This is a genomic window from Leptospira kmetyi serovar Malaysia str. Bejo-Iso9, assembly GCF_000243735.2.
In the GTDB taxonomy this organism is placed as follows: Bacteria; Spirochaetota; Leptospiria; order Leptospirales; family Leptospiraceae; genus Leptospira; species Leptospira kmetyi.
On sequence record NZ_AHMP02000003.1, the window covers coordinates 996,223 to 1,019,189 of the forward strand.

Below are 22,967 nucleotides of genomic sequence, written 5' to 3' on the forward strand. Positions count from 1 at the left end.
AGAAAGATGATGTACAAAAGGAATCCGTAACAAAGAACGTTGAACAAGTTAAAACGTCTCTTCATAAAATCCCTCGTCCCTCAGGCCTTTCTACCCGAAATGATCCAAGCGCTCGATTCGATTTCGATCCGATCCGGAACGTATCGTTTATGAAGCGTTTCAAAAACTTCCGCTTTGATTTTATCCTTAAGATTTTGATCCGCGTTGGAAAGAGCGGAAACGATGGGGGCCGCCACTTCGGTCATCACATTCCAATACGTTTCCGCGTTTTTACATTTCAACTTTCCCGAACTTTCTTTGACTAAGATATATTCCAGACCCGCGTCTCTGAAAAGATCCGAAACCACGTTCGCGTCGGAACAACGAAACATACCCGGAGCGCCCGGAGTCGGAGCGGGCAGAGAAATATTTCTTTGAATCGCTCCTAAGATCGCGGTGATCCAAAAATTCTTTTCGGGCGCGTTCCAAACCGAAGCCGCGATTCTTCCTCCGGGTTTTAAAACTCGAAACATTTCGCTCGCCGCCAATTTCATATCCGGAAAGAACATAAAACCGAAACGACAACTGATCGCGTCGAACGTTTCGTTTTCGAAGGGAAGTTCGCAAACGTCGCAAACATGGGTTTCGATATTCGAAATTCCTCGTTTGACGGCGCTTTCCCGAGCGATCTCCAACATATCCTCCGCAAGATCGGTAATGACTACCTTACCCGCATTCAAACGAGTCGCGATCGTCAAACCCGGTTCTCCCGTCCCGGCGGCGACATCCAAGACTACATCCGTATCTTCCAAATCAAGAGTGTGAATGATCACATCCCCCATCGGTTGGAGGAAATCCATAAACAAGTCGTCCCATTTCTTCCAACCCTGAGAAAACCGATTCCAGGATTCCTTTTGTTGTTCCCGTATTTCTAAAAGATTCTGTTCCATTGAAGATTCTAACCCCTAATTTCCGGACAAAATGCCCTTTCTCGCTGACTTTCGATCGATTTAGCTTACTTACTGATCGATCAGTAAGTAATAACAAACCAAATTCTCAAAATTTTCATCCGAATTCGGTTTTTTGGACCGGATCGGAAGAAAATGATGCCCTAAGTATCAGAAGGCTTACTTACTAATCAGTAAGTCAATAATAAATTTCTGAATCTCAAAACAAAAGCCATAAGAACCTTAAAAATTGGGGGAGAATCCGGGTTTAAGAATCGATGAAGGAGGAAAGAATGGCGCCTATTTTTTCGGAGAATTCTTGCGTAGGAAGATCCGCGACCTTTTTGATCTGAAGACTTCCGAAAAGCTGACCGTATCCGAAACTCGCGCTCATAAAAATCCAAGAAAGCATCTTCGAAGTTTCCCGATCGGTTACGAATCGACTCACCTCTTTTTCCAAAGCCGTATGAATCGCTCTCATCGTCTCGTGAATGACCTTGCGATCCGATTCGGTGAAGTTCGGAAATTCCGCCAAAAGCCAACGTTCTTTTTTGACGACATCGGAATCGTGAGCGCATACTTTCAAGGCCACTCCGGTCAATAATTCTTTCAGAGAATTTGCGGAAAGACCCACCAGAAGAATTTGTTCCGGGTCCGGTAAATGAGAACGAAGAACGTCCTTGAGAATCGATTCCTTTCCTTCCGGAAAATAATAGTAAAGCGCCGCAGTCGTACAACGGGAAGCTTCGGCGATCTGTTTTATGGAAACGCCGTTGTAACCGCGTTGGATGAATAGTTCTCCGGATTCGCTTACGATCGTATCGCGTAAACCTGTTTCTTGCATATTTCTCAGACTCGCCTCAACATTAGAATCGAACGAAAAAAGTCGACCGCCACAAAGAACCAAGGTGGAACTTTCGCGTCATGTCAACCCTATTTTGGACGAAAGACTTTTCATTTATCGGATGAGAATGCGGATCCTCGCAAAAACAAAAGCGGATTCTTTTAAAAATCATGACGGGATTCGAGTTTCTGCACGTTTTTCCAAGACTCGAAAAATCATCCGTGGTATTCTTATCCGAAAAGAAAACCGAACGAGGAACCGAAGAATGGCAATGAACGTAGCAGAATTATTATATCATAATGTCCCCGTAGATATTTTTACTCTCAAGGAAAACTGCACTCTCTTGGAACAAGCGCAGAATTTGATCGATCAGTGTTTTCCCGGCGCTACCAATATGAAAGTGATCGGCGTGAACGCGGACGTTTCCGAAGCGGACATTCCTTACGCGCAAAGCAATCGTGCGCTTCACGGGTTTATGCACGGAGGATGTTTTTTCAGCGTGGGTGATACTCTTACATCGATCATGGCTTTTTTTCACGTGGAAAACGAAAGGGAAAGAACGTTTACGATGGACGCTTCCATCCGTTATCTTCGTCCGATCCGTACGGAAACGGTGCGCGCAAAAGCGAGACTCGTTCAGAAGAACGGAAAAATTTTGGAATACGTATGCGACTTTTTCAACGAGGAAAACAAAAGAGCCGCGCAGGCAAAATACAAATACGCGATCGCGGAACCTCGTTGAATCATAAGATCCGATTTTGCGAAACGAATTCGGATTTCTATTGCGTCGGATCGTTCGTCGATTACGTTAAGCGAATGCGGAACGTAATCTGCGTACTCCGGGGAGCCGTTCTTTTTATCGGAAAGTTACCGGACCTCGCGTTTCATTCTACCGTAACCTCGGCGGCGGTTGTCGGATTGGATTTCGAAATCAAAAAAAGAATCAAGGGCGATCCGCAGTGGATGAGCGCGCGTTCCTTTGTGTTCGACGGAATCTTAAATCACGAAACGATTCTTACCGGAAACGTGGGGATCCTATTCGCCGATCCGGGAAGCGAAATCGGAACCGTTCTTTCCCGTGACGCGGGTCCGAATCGTCTATACCCAAATCCTTCCTGGGCCCCCGAATTGATTTCCACTTGTTCGGAAATTCTGAACTCGCAACCGGAACAATATTCAGAAATTCTAAACCGATTGTTTCCGTTCCATCGTTCCACTCCGGATCAAAAATTTATGGAAGACGATCGATTGATTCTGATCTTACGAAGACTGATTGAAAATCCGGAAGAATCGGTGAACGTGGACGAACTGGCCGACGAAATCGGAATGTCCGCGTCCTGGCTACAACACGAGTTTAAAAACGCGATCGGACTTCCGTTACGCGCGTTTCGAAAATGGTATCGTATGAAATCGGCGGTGATCGCGCACAAACAAGGTGCGTCGCTCGCGGACGCGGCTTTAAGCGCGGGTTTTTACGATCAAGCCCACTTTACGAACGCGTTTCGGGAAATTTTCGGAATCTCGCCCTCTTCCGTTTTTGGAAAAGGAGAACCGATTGATTGGTATTTTGAAAACGAATCGCTCGAAAAAATTCTCGCCAAACTTTGAAAAGGTGATCCGAACCTTCGTAAACGGAAACGATTCTTAGTCGTCGATCTTTTTTTTCTTTGAATTTACTTACAAAATTTCGTGAGTTCGTACCGGTTTCGATCCGACTTCGAACAAAAACTTGACCGTTCCGATTTTTTCGTTTTCCATATCCTCCGATGAGCCAGGAAATCGATTTCAAGATCAGACATAGCATTTTTCTTCCGTTTCCCAAAAGGCTTCGAATCGATTCAAAAACGATTTCTTACGGAGGAGTCGAACTTCGTTGCCACGACGTAAAGGAAATCCGTTACGGGATCGTTCAGCTGTATATCAACGGGATCAAGGCCAATCGAACGTATTCCGTTTTTTTAAAGGACAAAAACGATGGGCTGATTCGAATCGAATTCGTTTCGGTTCGCCCTTTCGTAATCAATCAAAAGGTGGAGAATCTCTACTTTTCGATCGTCGATTCCCTCTGGGATAACGTCACCAAAAGACTGACCGAGGAAGCTTTGTACAATTTGGAAAACGGCAGATCCTATAAGATTCCGAACGTGGAAGTCACTCCGAAAGGCGTTCGGTTTACCATGGTTCGATGGTTTAAGAAGAACGAAGAACATTTCGTGGCTTGGAAAGATTTACGAAAATATTCCGAGGATGGAAACCTCCATTTGTATTCAGAGACTAATCCGAAAATTAAAATCAAGATCAATCTTCAAACCGTTTGGAACTCCCCTGTTTTAGCCTCCGTTTTGGACTTTCTCTGGCAGGACGGAAGGGCTTATGCCTTGGCCGAAGCGAACGATCGTTTTTAAAAAGTCGAACCGATTCCTTTCATTCAAAAGACATTACAAAAATTGAATTCGTTACCACACGTTCGGCGATAAATCGTAACTCGAAAAAACAAATCGGAAGCCCCGCTTTGAAAACGACGAGGCTTCCGATTTCCATTCTAACTTAGAAAATACAAAATCACTGCGATCAACGGAGGCAATCCTTGAATGAACGCGGCGCGAGCCATCGCCGGTTTGGAAACGAACAAAACCGTTCCCGCTCCGAAAACGGAAAGACAAGCAAAGACTAAAACCGCCGGAGCGTATCCGGGATGAAGATCGAAGAATACGGCTCCGTAGATCGCTCCGATCGCAAGAAATAAATTATAGAATCCTTGATTGAGAAAAACGGTCTTCATCTGTTCCGCGGTTTTAGAATCGGGAACTCCGAAGCGTTTATAAATTCTGGGGCGCATCCACAAAACGCTTTCCATCAAAAAAATCCAAACGTGAAGAAGGCCGACGATACCAGCGAGAATCCTGGCGGTTAAAATCATGAGTTATCTCTCCTAAACAAATTGTCACGGAATCATACAAGGTTCCCGGCTTTTTGTAAAGAACGAAGTACGCCATTTTCCGATGTGATTCCGCCATCGAAAAATTGGCTCAATCGCATTTTTTATTGTAAAACGGTCATGATTTTAGAATCTTGCGGCATGGAAGTCGTCATTCTTTTGCTCCCCGGAGCGCCCGCTTCGGTCATCACGGGTTTGCGCGAATTCTTTGAAATCGCGGGCCTGGACTTGAACACTCGACGCAGATCCGGTCTTTGCAGGGTGAGAACCCTGGCCTTACAATCCGAACCGGTCGCCTTACACGGAAAGGTTCAGATCGTCCCGGACCTAGTGGGAAGATGTTCGGACGCGGACGTGGTCATCGTTCCCGCAATCGGGCCGAACGTGAAAAACGTTAAGAGAAGATTCTCCTTGGAAATAGAATGGTTGAAGGAAGTCGCTTCGCAAGGAACAAGAATTGCGAGCGTTTGTTCGGGCGCTTTCGTTTTAGCGGCCACGGGTTTGCTTCATAAAAAATCGGCGACCACACATTGGCTCTTCGCTCCTCTCTTCCGGAGAATGTTTCCGACGATCAGTTTGGACATCGATAAGCTCGTGATCGACAACGGACAATTTCTCACTTCGGGCGGTAGCAACGCGTTTTACGATTTGGGTCTTCATATACTCGAACAATTTTTGGGAAGAGAAATCGCGTTGCAATGCGCGAAACATTTTCTTCTGGATACGGATCGGATTTCACAAACACCGTTTATGATGTTCTCCGTTCAAAAACATCACGGGGACGAATCGGTCGCCGCGGCGCAAACGATTTTGGAAAAGGATTTTTCGTCCTCGCTTTCCATGGACGATGTCGCACAACGTGTTGGTTTAAGTTCCAGAAGTTTCAAAAGAAGATTTAAAAACGCGACGGGCGATCCGCCTTCCACGTATCTACAAAGACTCCGAGTCGAATACGCCAAAAGACGTTTGGAAGAAGGAGACGAATCCGTGGAAGAGATCAGCTACGCGGTCGGCTACGAAAACGTGGGATTTTTTCGACTTCTTTTTAAAAGATACGCGGGAAACACTCCCCTCGAACACAGAAAGAAATTTTCGGTTCATTCGAAGTTGGGCGAAAAAAGACAGTAATTCTACGATGCGGGTAAGAATAAAAGCGGAGCTTCCGCGCCGCCTCCTATTTTACGTTTTTTGAATATAAGAATCAATTCCCCACGCACCATTCTCCGTGGCCCATATGCGTTTTATCCAAAAGACAAGCCGCTTTCGGACGGCAGTACATCAGAATCGTCAACGTTTGGTTCGTAGTAAATTCTTGAACGTTGGCCCCGCAGGGAGTCGTGCCGATGGCTTTGATACAAAAGTCGATGTCCCTTTGGGTATAATACGAACTCGGTTCTAAAAAGGAAAGCGGTCCCTTCGGGTTTGAAGAATCCTTCCAAAAAAGTATGACGGCGTTGCTTGCAACCGGATCCAAGATATTGCAGGAAAGAAGTTTTCCTCTCAATGCGGTTTCAAATCGATTCTTAAAGTCGTCGTCTCCGGCCACTTGATCCCCGCCGATTCCGGCGCAAAAAGAAACCGTCGCGGTCAACGTGAACGCGTATCCGAAGAGTAACAGAGTTTTTAAAATATTCTTTATTTTCATTGAATCAAACCTTGGATGGATTTAGTTTTTCGAACGATAATTCATCCAAGATTCAATCATAAAAATCCGCCGAAATCCATCAAAGAAAATCCGTTGGAAATTTTTTTCGATCTACTTCTTTTCAAAAAAAGAAAATCCGAAATTGCGGATCTCTTCGTTGCAACGAAATTGATTTTTGGAATACATCGAATTCAACTTTTCCAAAAAGGAAAAATAAACCGAAGTCTTGTTCTCGTTTAAAAAATTCTTAAAACTTTTTCGAGCTTCGTTTGAAAGAACGCAGGATTCTTCCTTACATTCGCAAACGGGCGTATTGTCGAGTCCGTTCACGTAAAAACCGAAATATTCTTTCAAAAGACCTTCGATCATCGTTTTTTCAGGAACGGTACTGAATTCTTTTAAGAACGTTTCGATCTTCGCGATGCGTTTTCTCATTTCCTCCCAGGAAATTCCGATTCCCGCGTCGCAAGTGTACGGATACCCGACCTTACTCAACAAACGGATCGTTTCTTTCAAGGGAAAGGTATAATTTTTTAATACGACCAGAGAATGATCGTAGTATTCGATCAACGCCGCGTCCCCTTCGCAGTATTCCACGGTCAAACCGTGGGAATTGAGTTCTCGTACGAGCGCGGAATCGGTCCACTTTCCGTAATCGTTTTGAAGTTTTTCCTGAAGTTTGGAATCGATTTCGACACTCTGCGTTAATACGAATTCGGTATAAACCCGAAACGCGTTTTCCGCATCCGGAGAATTCGGCGGAAACTTGGAAATAAATTGATTCTCCGCTTTTTGCAAAGAGGAAAGTTCTCCGGTTTTTAAGGAATCCAGATATTTTTGATAAGCGACCAGAGAATCAGCGTTCGAAACGTTCTCGAGATATGCGTCGAACACCCATCCCTTTTTATACAAACCTTCCACTTCGACCCAGTTTCCCTTTTTGCCGTTTAAGGTTTCGGTCTTATCGGATCTACCGATGATCTTTACTCGAGTCCCGTTCGGAAGCAATCGGACCGTGGAATTTTTTTGACCGGCCCCGTCCCGAAGATACAAACCTCCGTTTGCGTTCACTTTCGCATAACGTTCCTGCGATTCCGAGTGCAACGTGTTTCCGGAAATAAAAAGAAAAACAAACGGAAAAAGGATGAGATAAATAAGTCGTTTCATGAAAATTCTTACGGCCTTGAAATTTTTGAAACGAGAATCGTATCGACTCGAATCGGATTCAAGCAATTATCGCGTAAGTTTTTCCATTCTCAAAACGAAAAGAAACGGCAACTCGTCGAAACGACGAGCCGCCGAAAAGGAAGTTGCAAGATGCTGAATGTCAATTCGGACCGGAAGGCCACAAGAATCGATCGAAGGAATAGAATCGTACTCTTTGACGATTGTTCTTATCCGTGCAAGCGCAAGTGTTCCCGCCCACTAAGGAACAACCCTGGCAATATCTTCGATTCGTTTCGGGAGGCGGACTCGTTACGATCCACTTCTTTCCGTTCGGATCTGTATAAAAGGAGAATCCTCCGGAATGTCCGGGTTGATACGTCATCGTATACGTGGTCAACGCGTTATCGGGTCCGAGTTTTGTTTGATTTCCTTTCCAGACTCGGATCACGTTCGGACTTGCGGAGAATAAAATACAAGCCTTATACCATCCTCCGTTTTTGTAATATACGTCGCAGTCCTGAACCCCGTCCTTTCCCGCGCTGTTGATATTATTTCCGGTCGTCACGTCTAGAAAACTCGAACAGGTTCCGTCCGTATAATTACACTGTCTTTCGTAGTATTGATCGTAAGAATAGAAGCGCGTCTTTGCCGAAAAACTTTGGTTGTTCGGATTAGGAATCGACTGTCCTACGAAACCTACGGAATGATCGAAGAATCCCAGATTCTGAACCGTTCCCGCTCCGTTGAATCGATACAACTGCGACTTCATATCGATTCCGTTGCTCGTAAATCCCACGTAAGCCCATCCGTTGTAATAGAAGATTCCGCTCGGATGATCGTAAGAAGAACCAGCGTTGAACTTACGGATCAATCTTCCGTATTTGTCGTGAACGAAAAGATACGCCGTATTGTTTCCGTTCGTATCCATACAGGAAGAATAGAAATAGTTTCCGTCGAATTTGATTCCCTGGGAATGACATCCGTTTTGACTGCTACCGATCGCCGCGGTTCCGACCTCTTCCAAAAAATAATCCACGTTTTCGACCGGATAATCCGCTCCGCTGATGAGACTTTGTACGTTCAATCCTTGCGCGTTCAGATAAGGCGCCGCCGCGAACAAGATAAAGACCGCGGCGAAGCGCATCTTATTTTTTATATATTTCATTTTTATAATATTCTCCCCTTCTCTTTTTTGAATCCAAAACGGTCGGCGCAGAATGTTCGGAAACGGGGGAAGCTTCAATCAATTTTTTATTTCTTGTTCGAATCGCGGGGACCACCTTATAAGTTAGATATTTTAAAATAAAAACCGCGTTCAAACGGCGATTCCACCGGTTCTTATTTTTAAACTTTCGTTAGAAAAAATAGAAATCGATCCTGAATCCGCGCGTTTTCCGTTTGTCCAAGACGTCGACGGAAGTACCGACTTTCGAGTCGTCCGATCTTTTTATATTATAGATCCGTAAAGAATGGAGACATTCGGATCCGTTTTTCGCTTGTCCGCGACTCAAAACTATGAAGGATTTTTCGTTTAAAGCGAAGACGGTTTAACCGCCGATTTACGCTACGGATGCGAAAACTTTCGAAACTTCTTTGCTTCGATCCAAGCCCCGCGATAAGGACAATTCTATGAAAAGAATGGAGAATCTCAAAACCCGAAAGGAATTCCTTAAGGCATTGACCCTTTTAGGCGCGAGCGCCGCGCTCGGTTCCGTGTATGATTGTTCCGGTCTCGACTACGGGGAAGAATCTTTGCGCCTCCGTAAAACTTCGACCTCGAACGTTTCGACCGATCCGAAATTGGAACTCATACGTTATGCGATCCTTGCTCCTTCCAGTCATAATTCTCAGCCGTGGAAATTCTCGATGGAGGATAACACGATCCGCATTTTTCCCGATCTTTCCAGAAGACTTCCGTTCGTTGACCCCCAGGATCGGGAATTGTACATAAGCATCGGATGCGCTCTCGAAAATTTGGTCGTGGCGGCAAAAGCTTTGGGATTCGAATCCCAAATCGAATCCTTTCCCAAAAACGAACCCAAGGAATGTATTCGCATTCAACTTTTAAAATCGAAACCGGTCTTAAACGATCCTTTGTTTCTTGCGATTCCCAAAAGACAATCCACTCGAAACGAATACGACGGCAAACCGGTTCCGTCCGAAGATTTGAAACGCTTGGAATTGGATTCGAAACATTCCCAAGTGAGAACCGTTCTTTTTACGGATCAAAATCGTATGAACCCTTTGGTGGAGTGGATTCGGGAAGGAGATCGACTTCAAATCGCGGAGGAAGGTTATGTGGTCGAGCTCAAACAGTGGATACGTTTTAACGAAAACGAAGCGCTTCGAAAAGGAGACGGGCTTTTGACTTTGTGCAACGGAGGACCTTCGATTCCTACTTGGGTCGGAAACATTCTATTCTCCCTTGTGCTTTCCGGGCCCTCGCAAGCGGAAGCCGATGCGAAACTCGCACGCAGTTCTTCCGGATTTGTAGTCTTCGTCTCGGAGAAAGACGATCGTAACGATTGGATCGAAACCGGAAGATCCTTTGAACGATGGGCCTTAGCCGCCACTTCTAAAAATATCAAGTGCGCCTTTTTCAATCAACCGATCGAAGTGCCTTCGATCCGCGCACAACTGCAAACTCATCTCAACGTTGGAAAGAATTTTCCCCAACTTGTGGCGCGTTTCGGTTATTCGAATCCTATGCCTTATTCTCCTCGAAGAAGTCTGCAAGATATTCTTCTTTAATGCGAAGAGAATTCTCCATAACTGATTCCACCGCTTAAGTTTAGAGTTAGCAATTTAACGTTAGCCGTTAGCGGGTAAGCATCGAACCGAACGCGGAGTTCGCGGAAGAAGTGATGATGAAGTTGCCCGAGGTCGGCGAAGAAGCGGTGATCCCGGTTCCGCCGGGACTCAAGTGAATATAACCTTTTCCCGCGCCCGCCGTATTCGATTGGGCGGCGGAGATCAAATCGGCAAAACCGTCCCCGTTCAGATCGGAAAAGCCAGCGGTCCCGTACACGTCTCCCCCAATCTCTCCTAAAATCACCGTACTCGGCGTTCCGGAAATCACCGCTCCTGAAAAATGATAAATGGAAATTTTTCCCATACTTCCCGCAAACGACGAAGAACTCGAAAGAAAGTCCAGATAGCCGTCTCCGTTGACGTCGCCTAACGCTAAAAAGCCGCCGAAGTTTTCCGCGGTGCTCCCGGTCAGTTTCGGAGTCGCGCTCGTAGGAGTTGCGGCGGTGATTCCGGTCGGAGATCCGTAAAACACATACGCAGCTCCCTGGTTCCCCAAATATCCCGGAGCGCCTACGGTAAGATCTTCGAATCCGTCGCGGTTGATATCGTTCGATTGCAGACTCATTCCGAAGTTATTGCTCGCGGCTTCTCCCGTTAATGTTAATGCGACACCGGAAGCGGTGTTCGTCGTGGTGATTCCCGCAGGACCGGTGCTGTGAAAGATATAAATTCTTCCCGCGCCTCCGCTGTATGTGTTCGCGTCCACGATCAGATCGCAGAAACCGTCCCCGTTCAAATCTCCCAATTCAAGAGCGGATCCGAAGTTGCTTCCGGGACCGGTGATGGAAGTGATCGGAGTCGAATTTACGCCGGAAGCGCTTCCCGCATAAATTCGTACGGTTCCCGATCCGATATAACCGCTTGCGGCGATATCCGTAATTCCGTCCCCGTTCACGTCTCCCAAAGATAAAGCGTATCCGAGCTGATCCGCCGCGGCGTTGGTAAGAACCACGTCCGCGTTCGCGTCCGTCGTGGCGACGATTCCCGTTGGGCCCTTGCTGTAAAACACGTAGACCTTTCCTACGTTTCCTCCGTACTCGTAAGAAGCTCCGGCGACCAAGTCGGAATAACCGTCCGCGTTCACGTCTCCCAAAGAAAGAACGTAACCGAACGAACTCGAAGCGCTTCCCGTAATCGTAGTCTGCGCCATGGTTCGATTGGTAGGATTGTAACCTCCGAGTCCGATTCCGTAGAAGACAGAAATTTCACCGTTCTTAGTCGTACTGAAAAAGGAAGAAGTGATCGCGACGTCCGCAATTCCGTCTCCGTTGATATCCTTATTCTTCCCTTTGCGAACCGAGAAGTTGAGAATCTGGGAAGAATTTCCCGAAAAGTCCACGCTCTTAACGCTGATCGTGTGTAGACTTCCCGATTTCCAAGAAGAAGGAACGATAAAACGCCAGGCCTGCGCTCCTTGCGCCGGTTGATACGCCCCTCCGTCCAAACTCACGAGAACCTGCGTCAATAAAAGATCGTCGCTCGCGGTTCCCACGATAAAACCGGATTCTAAAATTCCTTCATGAGAGGACGGGAGATTGGTTACGGAAAGTAAGGGGGGCGTGCTGTCCAAACATCTTCCGGATAAGACGCACTCGAGAATTTCAGTTTCCCACCAAGCCTTGGAAAAGGCGATCTCGGGATTGTAAACGGGTCTTACACACTGAGTGAAAAGAAAGAATGCGATACAAACGCTCAGAGTTCGGCTTAAATTCCGTAAAAAACTGCGACGAAAATTAATGCGAAATCTAACGAGCGTACACGTTTTTGTAAATAAATTTCCGAACAACACAGATTTCGATTCTTAAAGTCAAGGACTCAAAGGGATCATTGATTCAAAGGAATGACAAAGACAAGAATATTTTGCATTCGCTTGAAATGTTTCTACGAGGTTTCGGAAAGAAAAGAAACGGGAGACATCGCGCTACGCAAACGAGGGATTGTCATTTTTTTCCTTGATTTCCCATCCAACGCAAAGGACCGGAACCGTATCGGCCCAGACGATCCCCCGGATTGGCGAGTTTACAACGCGCCAGAGAAAGACAACCGCAACCGATACAAACCGACAAACCGTTTTTCAAACGTTCGAGCTCCGCGATTTTCTCGTCGATTCTACTGCTCCAGGTTCGGGAAAGTTTGGACCAGTCTTGTCCGTTCGGCGTGTAATCCTCGGGAAGTTTCGCGACTTCCACTGCGATTTCTTCCAGGGACAATCCGACCTTTTGCGCGAACACGATGAACGCGATTCTTCTCAAAACGTAACGAGGATACAAACGATGCCCCGATCCCGATCTTTGAGAGAAGAGCAATCCTCTTTCCTCATAAAACCGCAGAGCCGAAGATGCGACCCCGCTCCGTTTGGAAACCTGACCGATCGTCAAAAGCTCTTCCTTATCCATAATCCTCCCGGGGTTTTTAGAAACGTTTCGATCGTTTCGTTATTTTGAAAAATAGATTTCAAGTTTAATTGAACTTGAAGTTTTTTTTATTTTTAAAATCCTCAACTTTTTTTCGGTTTTATCCAAAAAAATCGCGATCGGCCCTTTACTTCAAGTGCGCTTGAACTTGTATATTGTTCTGATCCAAGTTTCGACTTAGAGGAAAAGACGCATGACTTTAGAAAACGAAGATTCAAATATGGAAGTCGGAAGGAAAATTCCGACCGCTAAAACCGACGGGGATTTTAAAAAAACGATAACTCGTCGGTTTTTTAATACGATTTTAAACGGGAATACAGTATGAAACCCACGTTCACCAACTATCAGAAATTCATCATCGGACTTCTCGCGTTTATACAATTTACGGTAGTGCTCGACTTTATGATTCTTTCTCCGTTGGGAGTTCAAGTGATGGAGAATCTGAACATCACTCCCTTGGATTTCGGTTTAGTCGTCTCCGCATACGCATTCAGCGCGGGCGCTTCCGGAATTTTAGCCGCGGGTTTTGCGGATAAATTCGATCGAAAGAATATTCTACTTTTCTTTTACGGAGGTTTCGTTCTCGGAACCGCGTTTTGCGGATTGGCTACGACCTACGAATACCTTCTCGCCGCGAGAATCGTAACCGGACTTTTCGGCGGTGTGATCGCTTCCGTAAGCTTCGCGATCATCGCGGATCTTTTTCCTATGGAAGTCCGTGGAAGAGTGATGGGATTCGTAATGACCGCGTTTGCGGCCAGTCAGGTTTTCGGTCTTCCGGTCAGCGTATTCGTATCCAATATCTGGGGATGGCAGGCGCCTTTCTGGTTGATCACCGGAGTCAGCGCGTTAGTCGGAATCGCGGCCTTCGTACGGGTCAAACCGATCACCGCACATTTAAAAACGCCCGGCACACAAAGGAACGCGGTCAAACATCTTTTTAAAACCGCGACCAACGGAAATTATCTTCCGGGATTTATGGCGACGATGATTTTGGCGACGGGCGGTTTTATGTTGATGCCTTTCGGAAGCGCGTTTACGGTTCACAACCTTGGCTTGACTTTGGACGATCTTCCTTTGATCTATATGGTTACGGGACTTGTGAGTATCGGAGCCGGTCCGGTGATCGGAAGACTCGCGGATTCCATCGGAAAATACAACGTGTTCGCGGCGGCTTCGGTGGTTGCGATCGCGATCATTCTTTATTATACGAGAATGGAAAGATCCCCTCTTTGGTTCGTGATTCTCATCAACTGTTCCCTCTTTATTCCGATCACGGGCAGAATGATTTCGGCGAACGCGTTGACTTCGGCGATTCCCGATCTTCCGGATCGAGGCGCGTATATGGCGATCAGCTCTTCCCTTCAACAAATCTCCGGCGGAATCGCGGCGTATTGCGCGGGTTTGATCGTGGTTCAAACGAACACGGGGCGTTTATCAGGGTATGAGAATTTAGGTTACGTAGTCGCGATTGCGATCTTAGCTACGATCGCGATGATGTATAAGGTCAACGCTCAAGTTTCGAATAAGAATTCTTCCCCGGCTAAACCCCAAGTGGATGCGGCTCCGACGCCTCAGGAAGTTGTGATCGAAAACTGAGATTTTTCCGGATCCATTTTTATTCGGGATTCATACGATTTGAATTCGATTGAGAATAAAACAGGCCCGAGCTTTTGCAAAAGAAAGCCCGGGTCTTTTTGATTCCCGCGTATTCCGAAATCGGAATATGTTTCGTCAAATAGAACACAATCAAAACGGAATATGCAGAATCATTTATATAGTACGAAACTCGGATTCTTATCTTGAAAAACGAAATTTCTCGTTATCGGTCCAAGCGCAAGGCCATTGAATCAAAAGCCCCCCGTCCCCAAGAGCCGCACCCGCGATGTCCAAACACTGAGAACTGTGTTTCGCTTGTATCGAAAAGTAGCCGTCTCCATAAGGAAGAAGTTGAAATCTTTGATTGGCTCCACTTCCGCAAGAATACTGCACGACGTTGGTTCCCGAAGACGCGGACGCGCCTTTGACATCCATACACTTTCCGCTGTGTCTCGCGGAGATTTTAAAGGATCCGTCTCCGGTGGATTCGAACATCCACTTCTCGTTGTCCACTCCCCAGTTCGTATATTGATCCAAGTTCACGTTATCCGCCGTGCTTGCGCCGGGAACGTCCAAAACCTTTCCGCTGTGTTTTGCAGTGATCGCGGAGAAATCCGAACCGATCGGATCGTTCAGAAAGGGCATATTCTCCCCTAAAGATGATTTGGAACAACCGTCCTTTCCGCAACCGCCCATAGAAGGCAGACTTCCCGTTTGTTCGATCGGATGTCCGATTCCGTCAAAACAACCGGAACCGGTACAGTTCATCCAAGCCGGAAAAGAATTTCCTCTTTGTAAAAGAACGAGATTGTTCCAAGTATCCATGTGATAGTCGTTGTTCCCTGTGTTTCTAAAATCCTCGAAATACAAACAACCGCCCGATCCGCCCGAATCGTGAAAACTTCCGTGCGCATTCTTACCTACGTAGGCGATGGGATGATTGCCGGTCGTTTCAAAACTTCCGAGTTCCTTCGCATACCAACCGCCGTGTTGATAGAACGCGACTCGTTTGAGTTGTCCTCCCACTACAAGAACCGCGACCGATTCCCAATCTGCGGAATGAGAACCCGCGCTCAAAAAACAAGTGCTCTGCCACGCGTAAAAGAACCAATAACGTATGAGAACGGAATTCGTTCCCACTTGGCTCGCCATATAATAGATGGGAACCTGGTTGTTCTGAATCGTGGAATAGTTTTTGTTGCAGAGAGAAATCGGGTCGGCTCCGAGTTGTCTTTGTTGATAGTAGGTTCCCGCGTCGCTCGGAAAACATTTGCTCTGATCTCCCGACCCGGTTCCGAATTCCTGATCGAATCTCAAACGAGGCGCGAACTGATGCGCTAAAGAATCCAGATCCAACGTAGGTCCGCCCGCGTCGGCTTGACAAAGATACAATTCTTTGTTGTCGCAATAACGTCCGCTACATCGGGCGCCCGCGATGTACATGGATTCGGGCGCGACGAACTTTCCTCCGCTTTCTTCGGAGATGGGAGAAGTCCAATAACAATTCGTTCTTGTTCCTCCGTTGTCGAGTTGGGAACAACGAAGCGCGATGTTATCGCAATAACTTCCCGAACACTGAATGCCCGTAACGAATCCGTTGTTCGCGCAGATCCTTTCGTTCGGACTTTCTTCCGAAAAAAAATCCGTCCACCAACTGTTCGTCTGCGTAAAACCGGATTCCACGTTTAATAAATTTACGTTGTCGCAATAACGTCCGTCGCATCGCAGACCTTGCGTTAAAAACGAACCTCCGCTTTGGATCGCGGGAGATCCGTCCGTCGTCCACGAAAGCCAATGAGGCGGATAACTTTCCGTATGAAAATACGTTCTTGCGTTCTCCGTTCCCGTGTTCGAAACTTTTGCGGAACCGAAAACGTTCGACACGTTTTCGATCGACAACAACGACGCGAGCGACTCGAACTCTTTCGACGTTCCGTTTCCATTCTTCCCATTGCAAAAGACGAACGTCGCCGATACGATACACGCCAACACCAAAGCGCTTAGACTCCGGGTGATCTTTCTCTTCATCTGAAATCCCCTTTTTATTCTTTAGTTTTTTATAAAATTCAGGAGCGTTCTTAATAACACGGGAGACTTAATTCTCACTTATTTCGGAACGAATTAACAAAGGTTAATAACGGGGATTCTTCGCGATCCGTCCTAGTTTACAGATAAACGGATTCCGGGCCGAAAGGTAAGGTAAAGAATATGCAAGATTGTCTGGAAACTCCCTGCGATGAAAACGAAACCGTAATCGAACCCGATTCTCCTTCGAAAGAAATTTCCAAGGAAGACTTGAAGGAAACTCTGGAACGTTTTAAACTTCTCGCCGAAACGATCGACGAGGTATTCTGGATGAAGGAAGTCAAATCCAATCGGTTGATCTACGTTAGCTCCGCGTACGAAAGAATCTGGAAACGTTCCCTGCAAAGTCTTTATGAGAATCCGGATTCTTGGCTCGAAGCGGTGCATCCCGAGGATCTTCATCTTCTCGTCAACGTTCTGGATCAAAATCGAAAACATCATTCGCAAGATTTTAACGAACGGTTTCGAATCGTCCATTCTGACGGAAGCGTTAAATGGATTCGGATTCAATCGTTTCAGGTTTTTAACGGAGAAGGAAAACTCGATCGTATCGTGGGCGTCGCAAGGGACGTCACCAAACAACACGAACTCGAAAAACAACTCGCTCATTCCCAGAGAATGGAATCCATCGGTTCGCTTGCGGGCGGGGTCGCTCACGATTTTAATAATATTCTTACGGTCATCATGGGTTTCGCTTCTTTGATAGAATTGAATCCGAACGATTCTCAAAAAATTCTTCAATCGGTTCAGATCATCCAAAAAACCGCGGAACGAGGTGCGACCTTGGTCAAACAATTATTGACTCTCGCAAGAAAAACGGAATCCGTTTTTCAAACGCTCACCTTCAACGATTTGATTTTGGAGGCGGTGAACATCGCGAGATCCACGTTTCCGAAATCGATTCGGATTCTTACGGATCTTCAGGAAGAATCGATCAAAATCAGAGCCGATTACACTCAGATCCATCAGATTTTCGTCAACTTGATTTTAAACGCAAAGGACGCGATGCCCGGCGGGGGCGATCTTTTTATCCGTCTGAAGGAGGTCGATCCTCCAAAGGTTCCGATGCAATCCGATCCGTCCAAGAATAAACGTTATGCGCTCTTGGAGATCTCCGATTCCGGAATCGGTATGGACGAGGAAACCAAGGGAAAAATTTTCGATCCGTTCTTTACGACCAAAGGACTCGGAAAAGGAACCGGTCTCGGTTTGTCCCTCGTCTACGGAATCGTGGAAAACCACGGAGGTATAATCCGCGTGGAAAGCGAACCCAACCGAGGTTCCAAATTCAGCGTTTATATTCCGATCGAAAGATCGACCCGTTCGGAGTATTCGAGTCCATTCCAAAATTTGAATGTAAAAAAGCCGACCCGCAGCACGATCCTTCTCGTCGAGGACGAACAGATGATCCGGGAACCTCTGACCCATTATCTGTCCAGAATCGGATACGATGTGGTCGCAGCGGAAGACGGTGAAATCGCTTTGGATCTTTTCGAAAAACACAAGGATAGGATTCAGATCGTCATCTGCGATTTGAATCTTCCCAAACGGAACGGCCTCGAGGTGTTAAAAAAAATTCGGTCCACCTTCTCGGAGATTCCCTTGATTCTCGCGAGCGGTTATATGGATCCTCAGTGCAGGGACGCGATGGAACCTCTGGGTTTACACCGCGTGATCCAAAAGCCGTACGACTTCAAAACGATCCGTCAGATTCTTCAGGATCTGCAACCGATCTAAAATTGTTAAACGACATTCTTTAAACCGAATTCTAAGTTTGAAATCTTGTGAAACCCGCGAACAACGAACAAGGATCGTTTCGAACGATTCAATCCTTTTTGCCTTTGTGTTCCTTCCAGACCCGATTTCGGATTCTGCTGAGCGATACGGGAGTGATCCCGAGATAAGAAGCGATATAGTGTTGGGGAACCCGGCTGATGATATCGGGTTGTTCCTTAATCAGATTCAAATATCTTCGTTCCGGGCTTTCCCGAATCCTAGATAAGAAAAGTCTCATATAGGTGTCGAAACGTTCCAAGGTGTATTCCAAAAGATATTCCTTGAACTCGTCGTTTTCGCGATACAAGGTGGCCGCGTCCTCTCCGCTGATCTCGTATAACTCCGTGGCTTCCACACTCTCCAATAAGAACTGACTCGCGGCCTGGGTTCCTCTATAACTGTGAAGAGAACCGATCACCCTGTTTTCAAAAAAGAACGCGATCGTGATATCCTTTCCGTCGTCGTCGAACCAAATCCGAAGACATCCCTTTCGAACGATAAAGATGGATTTATTATATTCTCCCCTTCGGATGAGAACGGTCTTCGGAGGAATCTTCCGTTCTCGAAGCATGTTTTTGTATCTCGACCAATTCTTTTCGAGTCCGGGAATTCTTCGTTTTAAATTTTCGATAAAGGGTAGATCGGTGTACATACGCAAAAACCCGGAGGTCTTCGCGTATAATAAATTATTTCTCCAAAAAGCAACCCTTATCCACGATTCGGACGATTCTTTCTTACGAATTCGACCGATTGCAAACGTTCGTTTTAGACTAGGATCTTAAACTGACCCGCGATTTTTTTGAGCCTTTCCGCGTTTGCGGACAACTGAACGGAAGTTGTGGAAACGTCTTCGGAACTGCTTGCGGTTCCGATCGCTTGTTCGTTCCACTGAGATACGACTTCCGCGATTTCCCGTACGGCTCTTTTTTGTTCTTCGATGGCGAGTTTGACGGATTCGGCCTCGGCTCCGATCGTATCGGATTGACGATCCACGTCTTCGTTTAACAATTCTTGGGACTCGGTGATCTTCAACAGCTCCTGCATTCCTTCCGAAACGACATCCACCGTCTTTATGATTTTATGAATCGTATCCACGGAGGCTTGTAAGGCTTCCACACCTTGATCCAATTCAGATTGATTCTTTCCTAAGATTTGAGAGATCGATTGAATCGAAGACGCAGTTTTATCCGAAAGTTTGGAAACCTCTTCGGCGACGACCGCAAAACCTTTTCCCGCGCTTCCGGCCCGCGCCGCTTCGATGGCCGCGTTTAAAGCGAGAAGTCTCGTCTGATCGGAAATTTCGTTTACGAGCGTTACGATTCCGGACATCTCTTCGGAGGATTTCAATACCGCGTTCAGTCGAAGTTGCATCGACGCCAAAGATTCTTCCCCTTTCTTTGCGTCGTCCGTGATCGCCGCGTTTCTTTGAACCGTGTTTTGAATTTCGGAACCGATCTTTCTCGCGCCGCTCGAAAGTTCCTTAATCTTAGAATGGAATATTTTAATATTATGAAATTGTTTTGCGATTCTTTCCGTGATCTGGTCCATACCCGCGGCCATTTCCTCCGTTGTGGCCGACATTTCCTCGGAAGTAGCGGCCGTTGCCTGAGCGACTCCCGCAAAGGATTGGGAAGAGGAACTGAGCTGATCGGAGGAATCCGAAAGATCGGTCGCTATCTTTTGTACGTTTCGAATCGAACCGGAGAGAGTTTCTATAAAGGAATTCATATCCATACTCATTCCTCCGATCTCGTCCCGGTAAGAGGTTTCGATTTTGTTGGTAAGATTTCCGTCGGACATTTCCTTCAGAACCTGACTCGCGGACTCCAAGGGTTTGAGACGTTTGTTCACCAATCGATACAAAAAACTTCCGGAAAGAAACGCGATCAAAACGGAGATCAAAACGATCCCGAGAATGAGTTCGTTTAACGAATCCGAGATTTCGTTCGTGGGTTGAATCGCCGCGACGACCAACTTCCAACGATCCAATCGTTGCACCGTCGCAAAGCGGGTTTGGCCCGAAAAGAAGAATCGAATCATCTTTCCGTTTTCCAAAGCGAGAAGTTCCTTCCCGAAACTTTGTTTGGAAATTTCCATATTCAAAATCAATGATTTGTTTTTATGAGCGATGATGTTTCCTTCCTGTTCGATGACCGTGACGTAACCTTCCTTTCCCAATCGTGCGTTCGTCACGAGTTGATCCGAGATACTGTCCAAGGACAAAGCGATACATAAAACTCCTATGATATTCTCCCCTTCCTTTACCGCGGTGGAAAGAACGACCACGGTGCTTCCCGTGATCGGCGACTTTTTCGCCGAACTCATGGAAACGTTCTGTTTTCTAACCGAGTTTAAAAAACCCGAAAGATCCTCTCTTTGTTCGGGAGTTTTTCCGTAACCGATCGTCTTTCCGTCGAGCGCTTCGGCGACGACGGTCCCCCCTTCCGAGGAAGGATAAACAAAAACGTTTTCATAAGAGCCGTATCGTTTTAACACTTCTTTATAGAAATCGCTCGCGATCGGTTTTCCGGTATGGATCGATTGAATCGTTCTCGGATCGTGTGCGATCGTTTCCGCGAGATTGGCGTGCGATTGTAAGGAACTGTCGAAGTCGAAGGCCACGATCTTAACGACCGTTTTCATCTGATCCTGATAGTGTTCCGTAACCTTTTGACTGCCGAGAAAGTAAGCGGTTCCCGCGACCAAAAACGTTAATGCGACCAGGATTCCAAGACTCCAGAAAATCAAAGTGAACTTCAGACTGCTTTTAGTCATACGATCCGACTCCTTCCGACGATCGAAACGATCTTGAAAGTAAGACGTTCGAACCGAAACGGATCGACATTAACAAATGTTAATTTCTTTCGGTAACCGAAACGAGACGCAAATTCCGGCAACGCTTCTAAGAATTCCTTTTTTTTTGCAACCGGGTCTCTTATTTTGGCTCAGACAAAACGTATGAAGTCCAAAAAACGCCGCACAAACGAAAATCGAAAAGTAAACGATAAAAAATATTCCGCACCCGACGCGGAGCCGGGAGTTCATCCGGGAAGTTCCCTGAGAATTCGAAAAATTCTCCGCTGGTTCGGAAGAATCTACGGAAGCCTTCTGTACAAAACGGATTTAACGGGTCTTGAAAACGTTCCTAAAGAAGGATCGGTTCTCGTGTTGGTCAAACACCAACGAAACGACGACATTCCCGTCGGACTCGCAAAAGGTTTATACAAAGCGCGTTGGGATATCTGGGCGATCATGAAGGATTCCATGGCGGCTCCGATGTTCTTCGACTTCTTTTTAAAATGCGGAGGAATTCCTCTCAACAGACTCGAACCGCGTAAAAGCAAACGGGATCTGATGTTCGCAAGAAAAGTATTATACAACGGTAATATGCTCGTGATCTTTCCCGAACAAACCACGGTTCCTTACAAGATGGGAAAAGGAAGACCGGGCGCGTTCCGTTTTATCGTGGGCAAACCCGAAGCCCCTCTTCCCGTTTTATGCCTGGGACTCGACTACAGACCGGGAGGATTTTTACGCAGAACCAAACTTTCGATCCGAATCGGAGAATTAAAATATCTGAATCCGAATCAGGACCCGGAAGAATTCCTACACGAACGTATGCACGAAATTGCAAGTCTCACCAATATGACCTATCCATACGAATTCAAAAAATCTAAATTAGAAAGTTTTGAAGAACCGGATACGACGGCGGTAGAAACCACCGCATGAGAATCCCCGAAGCAAAAGGAAGCAAACGCGCCCTTCTCGTCGAGGGCGGCGGCATGAAAGGAGCCTTTGCGGGAGGAGCATTACATTCTTTGCATACTCTCGTATCTCCGAAACATTTCGATCTGGTCGTCGCGGTTTCATCGGGGGCTTGTTCTGCGGCGTATTACGTTACGATGCCGAAACCGGAACCCGAAAAAAGTCTGAAAACTCTCGCGATCTGGTATTTCGAACTCGCTGGAAGAAAACTGATTTCGCCGTTTCATCCGTTTCAGGGAAAGACTTTTTTGGATCAGGAATATCTCGTCGACGATCTTTTCGGACAGAAGTATCCTCTTCCTGCGGAGAATTTCGAGAAGTTCGGTTTGCCCGAGTTTCGAGTCGCGGTCAGCAATCTGCAAACGAGAACGATCGAATATGTGCGCGCGACTTCTTCGAATATATTCGATCTTTTGAAAGCGGCGACCTCTCTTCCGATCGCGACCCGAGGCAAATATAAGGTCGACGGAAGATTGTATTCGGACGCTGCGGTATTGAATCCGCTTCCTCTCGAAGATCTGATCGAAGCGGGATATACGGACATCACGGTCGTATTAAATTCTCCCGTGGAAAGGGTTTCTCCTCCGTTCAGTATGTTGACCAGTCTTCTTTCCTTTCCGAAGGACTGGAGAATGGCGAAGCTCATGAACCGTTGGCATCATCATCATTTTAACGTAGCCCGCGAAGTCGCATTAAAACCTCCGAAGGGTGTGCGGATTCATACGATTTCACCGGACGATTCTTTACCCGTGACGCTTGTGACGACTAACGGTTCTAAGTTGAAGGAAACCGTGGATCTCGGAATCAGCAAAGGAGAGGAAATCGGAAAACTTCTTTTGAAACTTTTTAACAAGGGTAAGAATGGAAAGAAGTCCGTCGCGTCCTCCTCGAACGGAACCGCTTCCGCGGTTCGCAAAGCTCCGGTTCGAAAACCGGCAGTACGTATCGCGTCTTCCAAAAAGAAAACGAGCGCGAAGAAAAAAAAATCAAAGTAAAT

Annotated in this window: 20 protein-coding genes; 9 read left to right on the forward strand and 11 right to left on the reverse strand. The window is 46.5% G+C overall.

Annotation, left to right across the window (positions count from 1 at the left end; genetic code table 11):
* Positions 1-80 precede the first annotated feature (80 nt).
* On the reverse strand, positions 81-929 hold the full coding sequence (locus tag LEP1GSC052_RS07020) for a class I SAM-dependent methyltransferase (protein WP_010575092.1): 849 nt from the start codon (positions 927-929) through the stop codon (positions 81-83).
* 265 nt (positions 930-1,194) lie between these two features.
* On the reverse strand, positions 1,195-1,770 hold the full coding sequence (locus LEP1GSC052_RS07025; protein WP_020985751.1) for a TetR/AcrR family transcriptional regulator: 576 nt from the start codon (positions 1,768-1,770) through the stop codon (positions 1,195-1,197).
* Between the two features lie 271 nt (positions 1,771-2,041).
* On the opposite strand from LEP1GSC052_RS07025, the gene LEP1GSC052_RS07030 reads away from it, so the two are divergent.
* From LEP1GSC052_RS07030 to LEP1GSC052_RS07040, 3 genes are all read left to right on the forward strand, one after another.
* The gene (locus LEP1GSC052_RS07030; protein WP_040913346.1) at positions 2,042-2,512 is read left to right on the forward strand and encodes a PaaI family thioesterase; all 471 of its coding nucleotides are present in this window, start codon (positions 2,042-2,044) and stop codon (positions 2,510-2,512) included.
* A 74-nt stretch (positions 2,513-2,586) separates the two neighbouring features.
* On the forward strand, positions 2,587-3,378 hold the full coding sequence (locus tag LEP1GSC052_RS07035; RefSeq protein ID WP_051185385.1) for a helix-turn-helix domain-containing protein: 792 nt from the start codon (positions 2,587-2,589) through the stop codon (positions 3,376-3,378).
* A gap of 158 nt (positions 3,379-3,536) precedes the next feature.
* On the forward strand, positions 3,537-4,175 hold the full coding sequence (locus tag LEP1GSC052_RS07040) for a hypothetical protein (protein ID WP_010575096.1): 639 nt from the start codon (positions 3,537-3,539) through the stop codon (positions 4,173-4,175).
* A 137-nt stretch (positions 4,176-4,312) separates the two neighbouring features.
* On the opposite strand, the gene LEP1GSC052_RS07045 is transcribed toward LEP1GSC052_RS07040, so the two are convergent.
* Complete coding sequence (locus LEP1GSC052_RS07045) at positions 4,313-4,690, reverse strand: DUF1304 domain-containing protein (RefSeq protein WP_010575097.1); 378 nt, start codon at positions 4,688-4,690, stop codon at positions 4,313-4,315.
* 138 nt (positions 4,691-4,828) lie between these two features.
* On the opposite strand from LEP1GSC052_RS07045, the gene LEP1GSC052_RS07050 reads away from it, so the two are divergent.
* Entirely contained in the window at positions 4,829-5,836 is a 1,008-nt protein-coding gene (locus LEP1GSC052_RS07050) for a GlxA family transcriptional regulator (RefSeq protein ID WP_244265272.1), read from the forward strand.
* 73 nt (positions 5,837-5,909) lie between these two features.
* Here the strand turns inward: LEP1GSC052_RS07050 and LEP1GSC052_RS07055 are convergent, their stop codons facing one another.
* From LEP1GSC052_RS07055 to LEP1GSC052_RS07065, 3 genes are all read right to left on the reverse strand, one after another.
* Positions 5,910-6,353, reverse strand: a complete 444-nt coding sequence (locus LEP1GSC052_RS07055; protein WP_010575099.1) for a hypothetical protein — start codon at positions 6,351-6,353, stop codon at positions 5,910-5,912.
* 111 nt (positions 6,354-6,464) lie between these two features.
* A complete protein-coding gene (locus tag LEP1GSC052_RS07060; protein ID WP_020985654.1) occupies positions 6,465-7,520 on the reverse strand; it encodes an SH3 domain-containing protein in 1,056 nt (351 codons plus the stop codon).
* 160 nt (positions 7,521-7,680) lie between these two features.
* Entirely contained in the window at positions 7,681-8,685 is a 1,005-nt protein-coding gene (locus LEP1GSC052_RS07065) for a hypothetical protein (protein WP_010575102.1), read from the reverse strand.
* 428 nt (positions 8,686-9,113) lie between these two features.
* On the opposite strand from LEP1GSC052_RS07065, the gene LEP1GSC052_RS07070 reads away from it, so the two are divergent.
* On the forward strand, positions 9,114-10,271 hold the full coding sequence (locus LEP1GSC052_RS07070; RefSeq protein ID WP_010575103.1) for an Acg family FMN-binding oxidoreductase: 1,158 nt from the start codon (positions 9,114-9,116) through the stop codon (positions 10,269-10,271).
* Positions 10,272-10,338: 67 nt separating this feature from the next.
* Here the strand turns inward: LEP1GSC052_RS07070 and LEP1GSC052_RS07075 are convergent, their stop codons facing one another.
* Both LEP1GSC052_RS07075 and soxR read right to left on the reverse strand, forming a co-directional pair.
* Positions 10,339-11,901 (reverse strand): FG-GAP-like repeat-containing protein, encoded by a 1,563-nt coding sequence (locus LEP1GSC052_RS07075; RefSeq protein WP_167593876.1) that lies wholly within the window; start codon positions 11,899-11,901, stop codon positions 10,339-10,341.
* Between the two features lie 370 nt (positions 11,902-12,271).
* Positions 12,272-12,727: a redox-sensitive transcriptional activator SoxR gene (gene soxR, locus LEP1GSC052_RS07080; protein ID WP_020986075.1), complete on the reverse strand. Its 456-nt coding sequence runs from the start codon at positions 12,725-12,727 to the stop codon at positions 12,272-12,274.
* 339 nt (positions 12,728-13,066) lie between these two features.
* Here soxR and LEP1GSC052_RS07085 point away from each other — a divergent pair, with 339 nt between their 5' ends.
* Complete coding sequence (locus LEP1GSC052_RS07085; protein WP_010575106.1) at positions 13,067-14,344, forward strand: MFS transporter; 1,278 nt, start codon at positions 13,067-13,069, stop codon at positions 14,342-14,344.
* A gap of 198 nt (positions 14,345-14,542) precedes the next feature.
* Here the strand turns inward: LEP1GSC052_RS07085 and LEP1GSC052_RS07090 are convergent, their stop codons facing one another.
* A complete protein-coding gene (locus LEP1GSC052_RS07090) occupies positions 14,543-16,372 on the reverse strand; it encodes an RICIN domain-containing protein (protein WP_084492200.1) in 1,830 nt (609 codons plus the stop codon).
* Positions 16,373-16,552: 180 nt separating this feature from the next.
* Between LEP1GSC052_RS07090 and LEP1GSC052_RS07095 the strand changes: the two genes are divergently transcribed.
* A complete protein-coding gene (locus tag LEP1GSC052_RS07095; protein WP_020986850.1) occupies positions 16,553-18,166 on the forward strand; it encodes a hybrid sensor histidine kinase/response regulator in 1,614 nt (537 codons plus the stop codon).
* Between the two features lie 88 nt (positions 18,167-18,254).
* Here LEP1GSC052_RS07095 and LEP1GSC052_RS07100 read toward each other — a convergent pair whose 3' ends face one another.
* On the reverse strand, positions 18,255-18,857 hold the full coding sequence (locus LEP1GSC052_RS07100) for a Crp/Fnr family transcriptional regulator (RefSeq protein ID WP_010575110.1): 603 nt from the start codon (positions 18,855-18,857) through the stop codon (positions 18,255-18,257).
* Between the two features lie 113 nt (positions 18,858-18,970).
* Entirely contained in the window at positions 18,971-20,980 is a 2,010-nt protein-coding gene (locus LEP1GSC052_RS07105; RefSeq protein WP_010575111.1) for a methyl-accepting chemotaxis protein, read from the reverse strand.
* Positions 20,981-21,163: 183 nt separating this feature from the next.
* Between LEP1GSC052_RS07105 and LEP1GSC052_RS07110 the strand changes: the two genes are divergently transcribed.
* Positions 21,164-21,934: a lysophospholipid acyltransferase family protein gene (locus tag LEP1GSC052_RS07110; protein WP_010575112.1), complete on the forward strand. Its 771-nt coding sequence runs from the start codon at positions 21,164-21,166 to the stop codon at positions 21,932-21,934.
* Complete coding sequence (locus LEP1GSC052_RS07115; protein WP_020985711.1) at positions 21,931-22,965, forward strand: patatin-like phospholipase family protein; 1,035 nt, start codon at positions 21,931-21,933, stop codon at positions 22,963-22,965. Before LEP1GSC052_RS07110 ends, LEP1GSC052_RS07115 begins: the two co-directional genes overlap by 4 nt.
* Positions 22,966-22,967: the final 2 nt, after the last annotated feature.